The following is a 13,392-nucleotide window of genomic DNA, read 5'->3' as shown; positions in this document are numbered from 1 at the left end:
ATAAACTTATGAATAAAAAAACAAAGGTACTGATTTTAATTTTATTAATAGTTGTTATTTTTGGCGGGTTAACAGTTTTTCTATCTAAAGAATATGCATCCTTAAGTTCGGTTACTGGGAATAATCAAACCGCGCAAAGGCAACAAGTCCCAGAACAAACGGCAAGCCAAACAGAGCAAATTCAGGATCCCCAAAAAACTATCGAAGTTGAAGGAACAGTCTCGGCGCTTAAAGAAGGTTCCATCGAGATTGAAAATGGCGGAGTAAAAAGTATTCCTATGACGGAAGATACCGAAATTATAGTTAAGAGCAATACAAAGACCGAATGACAAAAATTAATTAAATAATTTTTAAAAATAAAATGACAAAAATAAATGCCAAGAGTTTTCTTCTCATTGAAGCAGTTAGTGTTTTTTTATTATTTTTTGCGGTTTTTGCTATTTCATCCAACACTGCAAACGCATTTTCAAGAAATATAAGCGGATCAGTTTGTAGCGGTTTTTCTCCTGATCCATCCGCAGTCTGCTCACCGCAAACCAATGGTACGGGTTATGGATATTGCACAAATACAGTTCAAGGTAGCTCCTGCAATCCGCCTATACCAGGGACTTCGCACAGGATTTGTCTTAATGGAACAAAACACTGCAGACTAGCTTGCACCAGTTTCACTTATAGCGGATGGGGTATTTGTTTCAGTAGCGGACATCGAACAAGGACGGTAATTTCGAGTAGTCCGGCTGGATGTAGCGGAGGCACTCCTATAACTACCGATTATTGCACGAACGGTGTTTGCAATAGTGCATATGACGGACAAACGCTTGCTACTATTCCAGCTTCTGGCCTTTGCTCTGCAGGGGCGCAATTTCCATCTTCAGTAGTTAGCTCCGGACCTTGGACATGGTATTGCATTGGATTGAGCGGAGGAAGAACCGATTATTGCAGCGCAAATCTATCAGCCGGAAATTGCGGAACTTCCAATGGACAATATTTCCTAACTGCTCCGACGAGCGATCTATGCTTATCCGGAACAGCTTCAGCGTTTTCAGGTACCGGTCCTTGGAATTGGACCTGCAACGGAACAGCTTGCAGCGCTAATATAAAATATTCCAATTCACCTTGTTCGGACGTCTATAATTATACAAGAAAGAAATTTGAATCAAGCGATCTGGCAGGAACTATCCTGATCGGCTCTATAGAATATGTCCAAGATTGCGATTGTGGAATAGGAGGATTAAAAATAGATTATCCTTTTGAAGATTTTAATTCAGGTTGCGTAATCCATCATAACCTAAATGTTTCAAAAACAGGAAACGGAACGATTACTTCAAATCCGTCAGGAATAAATTGCGATTCTGCTTGCTCTTCTGCTAATTTTTCATATGAGTCCGGAACCAGCGTCACTCTCACGGCTGGCAGTTTTCCAAACTCTCAGTATTCAGTCCGCTGGATTGGCTGTGATTCACTAAGTGGAAATACTTGCAACGTAGTTATGAATTCCGTAAAAGATGTTACCGCTACCATTACTTGCAGTCCAAGCTGCGGTCTTTGCTCGACGAATCCGGATGGATGCGGAGGATCCTGTTCTCCCTCGGCCGCTGATGGACAATGCGGATCCGCTGAAAATATGACTTGGGATGCTGTTCCCGACAGCAATCTTTGCAATAGCGCAGGAGGCAATTCCACTCCTAAGGTTTCCGGAGGAAATTGGACCTGGACTTGCGAAGGGACTTGCGGCGGAAATGACAAGGTATGTTCTTCTCAGCGGGTTGGTTACAAAGAAGTGGCGCCGTAATCCGAATAACAAATAATAAAACTAAAAAAATATGCAACAAAAAACAAAAATGATTATTCTTATTGCACTAATAGTCTTTATTATTTTCGCAACCGCGGTTTTTATGTTCAAAAAGACAAAGAACTTGTTTAATCTTGGCGAGCAAAACAAACAAGCTGAGCAATTGGAATCCGAAAAACAAAAAGAAGGGGAAACAGGGGATTTTTCAAAAAGCTTTACGGCTATCGAAATTAAAGGAACCGTTGTGGCAATTTCCAAAGATTCCATTGAGATTCAAGATGGAGAAACAAAAAACACTTTTTCTCTCGCGGAAAACATCGCAGTGCTTTCCGTTAGCGGATCAAAAGCTTCCAAAAAAAGCGTTTCTGACCTCAAAAAAGGCCAAAATATTTCCTTGATGCTTAATCAGGCTAACAGTGAGATTGTTTCTGTTCAGATTCTGGAAGGAACAAACAGCAAAGCTCTTTTTTAGAAGCTAATTAAATTTTTTAAAAAATAAAAAAATGTGGAAAAAATAAAAACAAAAATTAATTTATATTTTTTGATAATTGCGTTGCTAGCATTGTTTGTCAGCTTCACTGAAGCTGACGCGTTATGCGATGGCAGCATGTACGGTGGCGTAAAATCATACAACCCCGATCCGTCGACTGTTTGCCAGGGTCTAAAATATAATGCTTGGGCAACATGCAACATTTCGCCTTATGTTGATATTGCCTGGAACATAACTGGAACAAAGCCAGTTCGTCCCTGGACTCCTGATCCGTCCACAGTTTGCAACGGAGCGCATTTTTCTCAGACAAATAATTGTGCTACGCGAGGTGCTACAGGGACAAAGACTGATACCGTCTGGATGCCCGATCCTTCTGCTGTTTGCAGCGGGATAAGTTTCACTCAGATTGGCGCAGACTGCGGTCAAAAAAGATTAGCTAGTGGGACAAAAAATTGTAGTAGCTCCATATCTCCAGATAAATCGTTAGTAAAAAGCGGAACAGCTTACAATTTGAAAAATGAATGCAGCAAAACAGTCGGATCAAGTGTTGGAACAAAAACAATTGGTTCATGTGTTGATAATGGTACGCGCACACCTAGCGCGTCCAGTATCTGTACTGGCAACGCAGTCAATGCGGTTGATAACTGCGGCCTGTTTCATGGCGTTTGGGGAACTAAATCGTGCCCTTACTTGCCTGCGAAAGATTTAGTCCCCTCCGGAATAAGTTATCAAGCTGTTAATCAGTGCGGAGACACGATATTCTACACTGGGACAAAAAGTATGTCAACATGGACTCCGAATCAAAATGAGGTTTGTTATACTTCTCCTTTTGATCAAACGAATGGCATAGGATCACCGAGAAATATGCTAGGAACACTTAATTTTTTCTCAAAAGTAACTATTCCGAATCCTCTCAATCTTTGTCCCACAAGTTATGCAATATCGACAAATGGATGTAGAACGGAATTAGTACAAGGGACGCATGATTGCACGCCTGGTTCTTGCAATCCTTCTTTTAATAAACAGTCTTTCTTTACTCTTTCTTCGTCATCTAGTCTTTGCTCGACTGGGAGCGTAGCTAATTTTTCAGGTACTGGTCCCTGGACATGGAACTGTCTGGGTAGCTTGGGCCCAGTTGCCAGTTGCTCAGCTTATCTATCAGCCGGAAATTGCGGAACTTCCAATGGACAATATTTCCTAACTGCTCCGACGAGCGATCTATGCTTATCCGGAACAGCTTCGGCGGTAACGGGCGCTGGTCCTTGGAATTGGACTTGCAACGGAACAGCTTGCAGCGCTAATATAAAATACTCCTGCCCAAATAGTTGCTCAAACTTATTTAGCTATGCAACAACTACAGCTTTTGAATCAAGTGATGTTGCTTGCACAATTCCAATTGGTCTCATAACATATGCAATGGATTGCACTTGCGGAGAGAAAGCTAGCGATCCTTATGGATATGAATCATTATGCTGTACTCCAAACAATTCTGGATGCGCCGCGGATACTTGTGTTGGCGATACCTGTTTTGATGGATGCAACAATATTCCTGGAACAAAAACAACAGGCAGTTGCTGTACTCCAAACAATTCTGGATGCGCCGCGGATACTTGTGTTGGCGATACCTGTTTTGATGGATGCAACAATATTCCTGGAACAAAAACAACAGGCAGTTGTTGCTTTATGTCTTCTGGACAATGCGGATCCGCTGAAAATATGACTTGGGATGCTGTTCCCGACAGCGATCTTTGCAATAGCGCAGGAGGCAATTCCACTCCTAAGGTTTCCGGAGGAAATTGGACCTGGACTTGCGAAGGGACTTGTGGCGGAAATGATAAGGTATGTTCTTCTCAGCGGGTTGATTACAAAGAAATAGCGCCGTAAATCCGATTAAAAAGCGCAGATGATGAAATTTAAGAAACCGAGTTTTTAAAGCCCGGTTTTTTTATCTGTGGATAACTCTTTAAAATCGCTGAAATTAGGCGGTTTTTTGATTGTTGCTTGAAATATGACTTGTGGTATAATGGTAGTAAAGCATACAAGATATAGTATGAAATCACGAAACAGTCGCTAATTTAATCACTAAAATTCCCGAAAATTTTCGTGATAATTCGGGAATATTTCGTGTTTTGTTTAGTGATTTATATAATTATGATTTGCCCCTTTTGCAACCACAACGAAACTAAAGTAATTGATTCTCGCGATACTAATGACGGGAAGGCAATTCGGCGCCGCCGGGAATGCGAAAAATGCCATTCTCGCTTCAGCACATATGAAGAAGTGGAAATTATGCGTCTGTCAGTTGTGAAAAAAGACGGTCGGAAAGAAGAATACAACAAAAAGAAAATAGAATCAGGAATCAGGAAAGCTTTGGAAAAAAGGCCGGTAAGCGAAGATAAAATTGAAAAAATAATAGCGGATATTGAATACGAAATCCAATCCAAGGAGAACTGCGAAATAACCAGCAAGGAAATAGGAAAAATAGTTTTAGATAAGATTAAAGAAACCGACGATGTGGCCTATTTGCGATTTGCCAGTGTCTACAAATCATTCGGCAGTGCGGAAAGCTTTAAAAAAGAAGCGGATAAAATAATCTAGTAATAATGGATTATCCCAGCACCAATTCCGAGTGAGTCTGGCGATAATTTGTATGTTTTATCTCTCGGAAACGCCTTGCTCGAGGCGAGTGCGGCTTAAGCAACTAATATACTAAAGTTTTAATATCGAATTGGTGCGGGATGCTCATTTTTGTAGCCGCTCGCTCCGCTCGCAGACAAAAATGGCAAAAACAAAAATGAAAAAGAAGAAAATGGCTCAAAAGTCCAAAAGTCCAAAAGTCCAAAAAAACCAAGTCCGCAAAGTTGTCAAAAGAAGCGGGAAAGTAGTTTCTTTCGATCCAAGAAAGATTACTGTTGCAGTGGCGAAAGCTTTTGTCGCAACCGGAGAAGGCAATTTTAAAGATGCGCAGAAAGTGACGGATAAAGTAGTCCAGCTTCTTAACAAAAATAACAAGAAAGGATATTTGCCGGAAATTGAGGAGATTCAGGATTTGGTGGAAAGAGTTTTGATGATTTTAGATTATGATGAAACTGCCAAGGGTTATATTCTCTACCGAAGCCAGCACGAAAAAATCCGTGAAACTGAAAAAACAATCGATGAAGCAGTCAATCTGGTTGACAGCTATATTCAAGAAATGGACTGGAAAGTTAAAGAGAATGCCAATATGTCATATTCTCTTCAGGGACTCAATAATTATGTGGCTTCCATTGTCAGTTCCAAATATTGGATGAATAGAGTATACACTCCGGAAATTCGGGATGCTCATAAAGAAGGAGATTTTCATATTCACGATCTTCAACTCATCGCTGCTTATTGCTGTGGATGGGATCTTCAAGATTTGCTAAGGCGCGGTTTCACTGGAGTTTCAGGAAAAGTTTCCTGCAAGCCGGCCAAACATTTTGGCGCCGCACTCGGACAAATGGTAAATTTCATCTATACTCTTCAGGGAGAAGTAGCCGGCGCTCAGGCTTTTTCTAATTTTGATACGCTTCTGGCTCCTTTTGTGCGCTATGACAAGCTGAATTATGAACAAGTGAAGCAAAACATCCAATCCTTTGTTTTTAATATGAATGTGGCCACTCGCGTTGGTTTTCAGACTCCATTTTCCAATATTACTTTGGACATTAAAGCTCCAAAAACTCTGGCTCAAGAAGCGGTACTTATCGGAGGAGAACCCCAAAAAGAAACTTACGGAGAATTTCAGGAAGAGATGAATATGATCAACAAGGCTTTTGCCGAAGTAATGATCGAAGGCGATTCCAGCGGAAGAATTTTTACTTTTCCGATTCCAACTTATAATATTGGAAAAAATTTCGATTGGAAAGATGAAAATTTTAATCCGATTTGGGAAATGACCGCCAAATACGGAATTCCCTATTTTGCCAATTTCATCAATTCCGATATGGATCCGGAAGATGCCAGAAGCATGTGCTGCCGGCTTAGGCTCGACAACCGTGAGCTATACAAGCGCGGAGGAGGACTTTTTGGCGCTAATCCGCAAACCGGATCGGTTGGAGTAGTTACAGTCAATCTTCCCCGCCTCGGATATATCTCAAAGAACAAAAAAGAATTTTACCAGAATCTTAATCATCTAATGGATTTAGCTAAAGAAAGTTTGGAAATTAAAAGAGAAATGATAGAAAATCTTACCGATAAAGGTTTGTATCCGTACACCAAAGTGTATCTGGAATCTATAAAAATGCGCCGCGGAAAATATTGGTCTAATCATTTTTCAACTATCGGGCTTGTCGGAATGAATGAAGCAATTTTGAATTTAATCGGAAAAAATATTGCCACCAAAGAAGGACAAAAATTGGCTGAGGAAATGCTGGTACATATGCGCGATAGAATTATCGGATATCAAAAAGAAACAGGAAATCTTTTTAATCTGGAAGCTACTCCGGCCGAAGGAACTACCTATCGATTGGCCAGAATCGATCGCGAGAAATATCCGGATATGATTTTTGCCAATAACGAAGAGGTAAAAAACAATAGCGCCGAGCCTTATTATACCAATTCTTCCCAGCTTCCGGTCAATTTTACCGATGATCTTTTTGAAGCTTTGGAGCTTCAGGATAAGCTTCAAACGAAATATACCGGAGGAACGGTACTTCACGGATTTTTGGGCGAAAGAATATACGATATTGAAACAACCAAAAAGTTGGTTCGGAAAATTGCCGAAAATTATTCTCTGCCGTATTTTACTCTGACTCCGACCTTTAGTATCTGTCCGGTGCACGGGTACCTTTCCGGGGAGCACTATACTTGTCCGAAATGCGTGGTGGAACAAAAAACTGAAGTGTATTCTCGTGTTGTAGGATACATCCGTCCGGTTCAGCAATGGCACGAGGGAAAACAGGCAGAATTCGAAGACAGGAAAGAGTTTATCGTAAAAAAATAGTTGCATTTATGAATAGGGGCAATCTGTTTTTCAGTATTCAGGTTGCCCTAATTAGTAAACACGTTTAATTTTCAATGATCAATAATCAATTTACAATAAATTTACAATGACTCAATTTCCAATGTTTGAAAATTAATTAATTGGAAAATTGAAAATTCATTGAAAACAAGTAAATTGATAGTTGTAAATTATTTTTGTGGTACTTGGCGGTTATCAAAAATTGACGCTCATTGATTATCCGGGAAAAATAGCAACCACGGTTTTTACAGTCGGCTGTTCTTTTCGCTGCCCGTTTTGCCATAATCCGGAATTAGTTCTTGACTGGCAGTTATCAGTTTACAGTAATATAGAAAAAGAGTTTTTTGAATTTCTGAAAAAAAGGAAAGGGAAATTGGAGGGAGTTTGTATTACGGGAGGCGAACCGACAATTCAGCCGGATTTAGTGGATTTCATCAAAAAAGTTAAAAATCTCGGTTATTTTGTGAAATTGGATTCCAATGGAAGCCGGCCTGATGCTCTCCGAAATATCATTCAGAACAAAATGGTCGATTTTATCGCGATGGATATTAAAAATGCTCCGGAAAAGTACAAAAAAACCACTGGAGGAATGGCGGATTTGGAAAGAATAAAATTAAGCGTGGATATGATAATGAACAGCGGAATTGATTATGAATTCAGGACGACAGTGGTTCCCGGAATTCACGAAGAAAAAGATTTTGATGAAATTTCCAAATGGATAAAAGGAGCTAGAGCTTATTATCTTCAGGAATATAGGGAGGGAAAAATATTAGATCCCAATCTCAAAAAGGTAACTAAGGGGAAAATGATAAATCTCGATTCGATTGGCGAAAAAATAAAAAATAATTTCGGGAAGTTTGGAATAAGAGGATAAAAAATATGATAATTTACATCAAAGTAATTCCGAAATCATCAAGGAATAAAATAGAAAAAATTTCGGAAGGGGAATACAAAGCTTGGATAACTGCTCCGCCGGTTCAAGGCAAAGCAAACGAAGCTTTAGTGAAAATATTAGCTGATTATTTTGATGTTTCTAAGAGTCAAGTCAATATAATCGGAGGAAAGACAGCCAAAACAAAAATAGTGGAAATTTTAAACTAATGAACAAATCCAGGATTTTTCTTATATTATCTTTGTGTTTCATTTTTGGGATTTTTGGGCGGTCGTTTTTTGAGATAAATTTAGTATTATTATATTTTTTTATCCTGGCAGCAGTTATAATTCTGGCCGTATTTTACAAAAATAAAATTATCGCGGTGGTGTCATTTGGCATCATCTTCTTTGTTTTCGGTTCTTGGCTAACCGGCAATAAAATGGAAAAAATAAATAATGCCAATTTGGAAGGAAGGGAAGTGTCAGAAAAAGTAATTGTAGTAAAAGAGCCGATAACCAAAGACAAATATCAAAATGTCATCGTGAAAACCAAAGATAATCTGAAGATTTTGATTAACGCTAATCTTTATGCGGATTTAAATTATGGAGACGAACTTGACTTAAAGTGCTTATTAAAAATTCCGGAGAATAAAGATGGGGAATTCGATTATCGGATGTATTTGGCCAAGGATGGAATTTTTTATCTCTGCCAAAATGCGAATTATCAGGAAACAGGTAAAAATGAAGGAAATAAAATTTATTTGGCAATTCTTAACTTTAAAAATAAATTATCGAATAATATAAACGCTGTTATTCCCGAACCGGAAGCGGCCCTGGCCAATGGATTGATTTTTGGCGGGAACAGCGCGCTTTCCAAAGACGTGGCGGATAATTTTTCCAAGACCGGACTTTCGCATATTGTGGCGGTTTCCGGTTTCAATGTAACAATAATTGCCGAATATTTAATGCTGGCCGGAATATTTTTGGGACTTTGGAGAAAACAGGCTTTTTGGTTTGCGGTGGTGGGTATATTTTTGTTTGTGTTGTCAGTCGGTTTTCCTTCATCGGCTATTCGCGCCGGAGTGATGGGTTCTCTGCTTCTTTGGGCGATGAAAAACGGTAGATTAGCGAATTCATTCAATGCGATTATTTTTGCGGCAGCGGTTATGCTTTTGCTGAATCCCTTGCTTTTAAGATGGGATATTGGATTTCAATTATCATTTTTAGCATCACTGGGAATTATTGAATTAGCTCCGTTTTGGGAAAAATTTGTTTTTAAAAAATTTAAATTCGGGGGAATTTTTGAAAATATTTTGTTAACTTTAAGCGCAACTATATTTGTTTTGCCGATAATAATGTATAATTTCCATATATTATCAATTATTTCTCTTTTATCAAATGCTTTGATTCTTCCGATAATTCCGCTTGCGATGCTTTTGGTCTTTCTTGCATCCGTTGTCGGACTGGCATCAAACTTGGTTTCTCTGCCTTTTGCCTGGATTGCGTTTCTTCCGCTTAAATATATCATAGAAACAGTAAATTATTTGGCGAATTTAAGTTGGTCGAGTGCAAGTGTGGATAATTTTAGTGTTGGGTGGGTTGTCGGTTGGTATGTGATATTATTTGGTCTGGTGTTTTTGATCAAGACAAAAATTAAAATGCATGCATTTGTCATCTCGAGCGAAGTGTCGCCGCGACACGGAGTCGAGAGATCTAATAAAACATTTTTAGATTAGATTCCTCGACTCGCTATCGCTCGCTCGGAATGACATATTTTTTCATTATGTTCAATCGCAAACTAAAATATGGATTAATGTTATCGCTTTTGGCTCTTGGCGTAGTTTTGGCGAGTGTTATTAATTCTTCCCAAAAATCCGATGAATTAAAAGTTATTTTTTTCGATGTTGGCCAAGGTGATGCAATCTTGGTTTCGCAAGGTTCCTATCAAATGTTGATCGATGGCGGGCGGGACGGAAAATTATTGCTCAATAAATTGGGGAAGTATATTCCATTTTGGGACCGAAATATTGAAGTAATGCTGGCGACGCATCCCGATCAGGATCATATCGCCGGGCTGATAAATGTTTTAAATTTCTATAATGTTAAAACTATCGTTAAGACCGGAGACCAAAGCGAAACGCAGACTTTCAAAAGATTTCAAGACGATATTGCAAATGAAAGAGCAGAAAATATTGAAGCGAAAAGGGGATTGGCGGTAAAATTTCCCAGTGGCGCCTTAGCCGAAATTATCTATCCGTTTTCTGGAATTGGCAATATTCAGGATAATCAGTCTAATAGCGGAAGCGTGGCGGTTAAAATTAATTATGGAGAAAATAGTTTTCTTTTGACGGGAGATTTGCCCAAAGAGCAAGAAAAAGAAATTATTAATTTCGGAGAAGACATTGCTTCGCAAGTTTTAAAAGTTGCCCATCATGGATCAAAATATTCAACTAGCGCTGAATTTCTGGAAAAAATTAATCCTAAAGATGCGATTATTTCCGTTGGAAAGGATAACTCCTATGGCCATCCGAATGAAGAAACAACGAATTTGCTGAAAGAAAAAGGCATTAATATTTTCCGGACGGATGAAATGGGGGATATTGTTTATAGTTGCCGGAAAGACTTGCCGTGCGCAGTGGATTAATGTAAAATAAAAGAGTAATAAAATAATTTTAGGGGAGAAAAATTATGAACTATGATTATAGTTCCGGCTATCAAGCTTCGTCAAATATTCCTGACGATGTCGCTAAAGGTTTTGCCCTTTTTGCGTTTGGGATGTTTGCGTTCGTTATGATTTTTGCTATAGCCGTGTACCTTTATGTGGCAATCTGTCTTGTGAAAATTGCCAAAAAAACCAATACGGAAAATGCCTGGTTTGCTTGGATCCCGATTCTCAACTTGATTTTGATGATTCAAATTGCCAAAAAACCGATGTGGTGGATAATAATGTTTTTTATTCCTTTCGTAAATTTAATCTTTTCCATTCTTCTTTGGATGGCTATTTCAGAAGCAGTGAAAAAACCAAGCTGGATTGGAATACTGATGATTATTCCTGTGGCAAATATAATAGTTCCGGGATATCTGGCATTTTCCAAGATGGAGAATGACGCAATTGCTGCTGCGCCTCCGGTTCAACCGGCAGTTTAGTTTATAAAATTTTTTTAATCATTTAACATGATATCCCATGGAAAAACAGGATACTATGCTCAAGGTGGCTATTGGTATAATGGCAACGATGGTTATAATTTTAGTAGTAAGCGCAGTCGCGTCGTTTATGTGATATCAACATCTTGATTTAATCTAAGCTAACTGATAGAATTCCGTTAAAGTTAATTTTAAACATACAAATTTATGGAAAAACATTTCAAAGAGGAAAGAACGCTTGTAATAATCAAACCGGATGGATTGCAAAGGACTTTGGTGGGAGAAATAATTAAACGTTACGAGAGAATGGGGCTCAAATTGATTGGGATTAAGATGCTAGTTCCTGAAGCGGAGCATATCGAGAAACATTATACCCTTGATCCCAATTGGAGAAGAATTACTGGAGAAAAAACAATCAAAGGATATTTAGACAAGGGGCTTACTCCTCCATCAGAAAATCCCCTTGAAATAACGGAAATTCTTTTAGGAAATCTAAAAAAATATATGACCAGTGGCCCGGTAATTGCGATGGTTTGGCAAGGAGCACATGCGGTTAAAATTGTGAGAAAGATTACTGGCGGAACGGAACCTTTAACTTCAGACGTTGGAACAATTCGCGGTGATTTTGTTCTTGATTCATATCAAATGTCCGATTCTGACAAGAGAGCGGTTAGAAATCTTATTCACGCTTCCGGATCGGTGGAAGAAGCAGAAATGGAAATTAAGCATTGGTTTGAAGATAAAGAAATTATTAACTATAGATTGGTTCAGGAACAGATTATTTACGATGTCAATCTGGATGGAATATTGGAATAGATTGTTAGTTAGCATATATTAAAAGAGGCTATTGCTGCCTCTTTTATTTTTTAACAAAAAAGACGCTCATTAAGAGCGTCTTTTTCTATCCAGTCCAGAAGGATTAGTATCGGCTTCTTCCGCCTCCACCAAAATCTCTTTTTGGTCCTCTGCTTTTGAGTCTTTTTTTGTTGCATTCGTAGCAATATATTCTTCCAAATGTTCCATCTTCTTTTTCGGTTGGTTGGAATGGAAGTTCGGTTATTGCTGCTCCGCATTCTGCGCAAGTAATGTTTAATGCCGTAACATCAAACATTTGTCTTTGTGGTCTCTGACCGTCGTTTTGAAAAGCCATTAAAATAGTTCACCTCTCTTTCTAGAATTATCCCGAAAGGGATATTTAACCGGTGATCTACTTTGACAGCTTCTCAAAAACTATCGTTTTATGTTTGAATCGATCGCTATATTTCACCTGGGAACAATAGTAGCACAAATAAAGATTGAAGTCAAACCTTGATATTTAGACGATAAGATGCTATCCTTTCAATTGTTAAGTTGATTTTTTGGTTGATTTAAAGAAAATTTAATATATTTTGGAGAAGTCGCATAGTTGGTCTAGTGCGCCTCACTGCTAACGAGGTAGGGCTTAATCGCTCTCGTGGGTTCGAATCCCACCTTCTCCGCATCAAGCTTTTAGTATCGAGTAAGACCCGAGAGGCTCATTCAAGCCATTAAAAAAATGGTTTGCCTGAAAAATAGCCGACCGGAGAATGGGACTCGAACTAAAGCAAAAAATCAATAAAAAAACAGCAATCGTCTTGATCGCTGTTTTTTAGTAGTTATTGTTTCGTTTAGTATTTTTATTTATCTTAGTATTGTTCAAGAATTTCGATGTTTTCACCATCAAGAGAAATCTTTGCTTTCACTGTGTTTTTTACGACTCCTCCAAAAGCATTTTTTCCTCTGAATGTTGCATTTACAATAAGATGATCTTTCATGTCCCAATATTTAGTTTCAACATGTTCATAGCTGTCCGGATCGTTCATAGAATCCTTTATCAATCTTGAAAGTTTAATATGAGCGCCGTCCCATGAACTAAATTGCTTTTCTATTACTTCTTTTCTTGCGTTAGCTACAGCTTCTTGTTTTTTCCTTTCGACTTCTTCCTGTTCTTTCTTTTTCAACTCTTCGGCTTCAGCAATATAAACGGTTCTTTGATCGGAATTTTCCTGAAGTTTTGTAAGAAAAAGTTTATTTAGTTCTTCGTGGCTAATAAACGATGTTTTTAATTCACCTTTTTTCAGAAGGTCAAAATCGCTG

The 13,392-nt window shown here is 38.6% G+C and carries 14 protein-coding genes and 1 tRNA gene; 13 read left to right on the top strand and 2 right to left on the bottom strand.

Annotated elements, in window-relative coordinates; genetic code table 11:
• Positions 1 to 8 precede the first annotated feature (8 nt).
• The 12 genes from WC906_02720 (at position 9) to WC906_02665 (ending at position 12,093) form a co-directional block, all read left to right on the top strand.
• Positions 9 to 329, top strand: coding sequence for a hypothetical protein (locus WC906_02720; GenBank protein MFA5777324.1), 321 nt, complete (start codon positions 9 to 11; stop codon positions 327 to 329).
• 32 nt (positions 330 to 361) lie between these two features.
• Positions 362 to 1,792 (top strand): hypothetical protein, encoded by a 1,431-nt coding sequence (locus tag WC906_02715; GenBank protein MFA5777323.1) that lies wholly within the window; start codon positions 362 to 364, stop codon positions 1,790 to 1,792.
• Between the two features lie 31 nt (positions 1,793 to 1,823).
• Positions 1,824 to 2,264 carry a hypothetical protein gene (locus WC906_02710; GenBank protein MFA5777322.1) on the top strand — a complete coding sequence of 147 codons (441 nt, stop codon included), beginning with the start codon at positions 1,824 to 1,826 and terminating at the stop codon, positions 2,262 to 2,264.
• A gap of 33 nt (positions 2,265 to 2,297) precedes the next feature.
• On the top strand, positions 2,298 to 4,166 hold the full coding sequence (locus WC906_02705) for a hypothetical protein (protein ID MFA5777321.1): 1,869 nt from the start codon (positions 2,298 to 2,300) through the stop codon (positions 4,164 to 4,166).
• Positions 4,167 to 4,433: 267 nt separating this feature from the next.
• Positions 4,434 to 4,880, top strand: coding sequence for a transcriptional regulator NrdR (nrdR, locus tag WC906_02700; protein ID MFA5777320.1), 447 nt, complete (start codon positions 4,434 to 4,436; stop codon positions 4,878 to 4,880).
• A gap of 211 nt (positions 4,881 to 5,091) precedes the next feature.
• A complete protein-coding gene (locus tag WC906_02695; GenBank protein MFA5777319.1) occupies positions 5,092 to 7,242 on the top strand; it encodes a ribonucleoside triphosphate reductase in 2,151 nt (716 codons plus the stop codon).
• Between the two features lie 196 nt (positions 7,243 to 7,438).
• The gene (locus tag WC906_02690) at positions 7,439 to 8,134 is read left to right on the top strand and encodes an anaerobic ribonucleoside-triphosphate reductase activating protein (GenBank protein MFA5777318.1); all 696 of its coding nucleotides are present in this window, start codon (positions 7,439 to 7,441) and stop codon (positions 8,132 to 8,134) included.
• A 5-nt stretch (positions 8,135 to 8,139) separates the two neighbouring features.
• The gene (locus WC906_02685; protein MFA5777317.1) at positions 8,140 to 8,361 is read left to right on the top strand and encodes a DUF167 domain-containing protein; all 222 of its coding nucleotides are present in this window, start codon (positions 8,140 to 8,142) and stop codon (positions 8,359 to 8,361) included.
• Positions 8,361 to 9,869, top strand: coding sequence for a ComEC/Rec2 family competence protein (locus WC906_02680; protein MFA5777316.1), 1,509 nt, complete (start codon positions 8,361 to 8,363; stop codon positions 9,867 to 9,869). Before WC906_02685 ends, WC906_02680 begins: the two co-directional genes overlap by 1 nt.
• A gap of 47 nt (positions 9,870 to 9,916) precedes the next feature.
• Positions 9,917 to 10,777, top strand: a complete 861-nt coding sequence (locus WC906_02675; protein ID MFA5777315.1) for a ComEC/Rec2 family competence protein — start codon at positions 9,917 to 9,919, stop codon at positions 10,775 to 10,777.
• A gap of 44 nt (positions 10,778 to 10,821) precedes the next feature.
• Positions 10,822 to 11,280: a DUF5684 domain-containing protein gene (locus tag WC906_02670; protein MFA5777314.1), complete on the top strand. Its 459-nt coding sequence runs from the start codon at positions 10,822 to 10,824 to the stop codon at positions 11,278 to 11,280.
• 204 nt (positions 11,281 to 11,484) lie between these two features.
• Positions 11,485 to 12,093, top strand: a complete 609-nt coding sequence (locus WC906_02665; GenBank protein ID MFA5777313.1) for a nucleoside-diphosphate kinase — start codon at positions 11,485 to 11,487, stop codon at positions 12,091 to 12,093.
• A 103-nt stretch (positions 12,094 to 12,196) separates the two neighbouring features.
• Here WC906_02665 and WC906_02660 read toward each other — a convergent pair whose 3' ends face one another.
• Positions 12,197 to 12,427 (bottom strand): hypothetical protein, encoded by a 231-nt coding sequence (locus WC906_02660; protein MFA5777312.1) that lies wholly within the window; start codon positions 12,425 to 12,427, stop codon positions 12,197 to 12,199.
• A 240-nt stretch (positions 12,428 to 12,667) separates the two neighbouring features.
• Between WC906_02660 and WC906_02655 the strand changes: the two genes are divergently transcribed.
• Positions 12,668 to 12,755 (top strand) — tRNA-Ser (locus tag WC906_02655).
• Positions 12,756 to 12,941: 186 nt separating this feature from the next.
• Here WC906_02655 and WC906_02650 read toward each other — a convergent pair.
• Positions 12,942 to 13,392 (bottom strand): hypothetical protein (locus WC906_02650; protein ID MFA5777311.1); only part of this gene is annotated, 451 nt, incomplete at its 5' end.

It is taken from the genome of Parcubacteria group bacterium (assembly GCA_041657845.1).
In the GTDB taxonomy this organism is placed as follows: domain Bacteria; phylum Patescibacteriota; class Minisyncoccia; order Moranbacterales; family JAKLHP01; genus JAKLHP01.
This window is presented reverse-complemented; position numbering and strand designations above follow the sequence as displayed.

Excerpts from the sequence above, each read along its gene's own strand:
- WC906_02680 (MFA5777316.1), top strand. The coding sequence starts at position 8,361 with ATGAACAAATCCAGGATTTTTCTTATATTATCTTTGTGTTTCATTTTT.
- WC906_02710 (MFA5777322.1), top strand. The coding sequence starts at position 1,824 with ATGCAACAAAAAACAAAAATGATTATTCTTATTGCACTAATAGTCTTT.
- WC906_02715 (MFA5777323.1), top strand. The coding sequence starts at position 362 with ATGACAAAAATAAATGCCAAGAGTTTTCTTCTCATTGAAGCAGTTAGT.
- WC906_02675 (MFA5777315.1), top strand. The coding sequence starts at position 9,917 with ATGTTCAATCGCAAACTAAAATATGGATTAATGTTATCGCTTTTGGCT.
- WC906_02665 (MFA5777313.1), top strand. The coding sequence starts at position 11,485 with ATGGAAAAACATTTCAAAGAGGAAAGAACGCTTGTAATAATCAAACCG.
- WC906_02685 (MFA5777317.1), top strand. The coding sequence starts at position 8,140 with ATGATAATTTACATCAAAGTAATTCCGAAATCATCAAGGAATAAAATA.
- WC906_02670 (MFA5777314.1), top strand. The coding sequence starts at position 10,822 with ATGAACTATGATTATAGTTCCGGCTATCAAGCTTCGTCAAATATTCCT.
- WC906_02660 (MFA5777312.1), bottom strand. The coding sequence starts at position 12,427 with ATGGCTTTTCAAAACGACGGTCAGAGACCACAAAGACAAATGTTTGAT.
- nrdR (MFA5777320.1), top strand. The coding sequence starts at position 4,434 with ATGATTTGCCCCTTTTGCAACCACAACGAAACTAAAGTAATTGATTCT.
- WC906_02720 (MFA5777324.1), top strand. The coding sequence starts at position 9 with ATGAATAAAAAAACAAAGGTACTGATTTTAATTTTATTAATAGTTGTT.
- WC906_02695 (MFA5777319.1), top strand. The coding sequence starts at position 5,092 with ATGGCTCAAAAGTCCAAAAGTCCAAAAGTCCAAAAAAACCAAGTCCGC.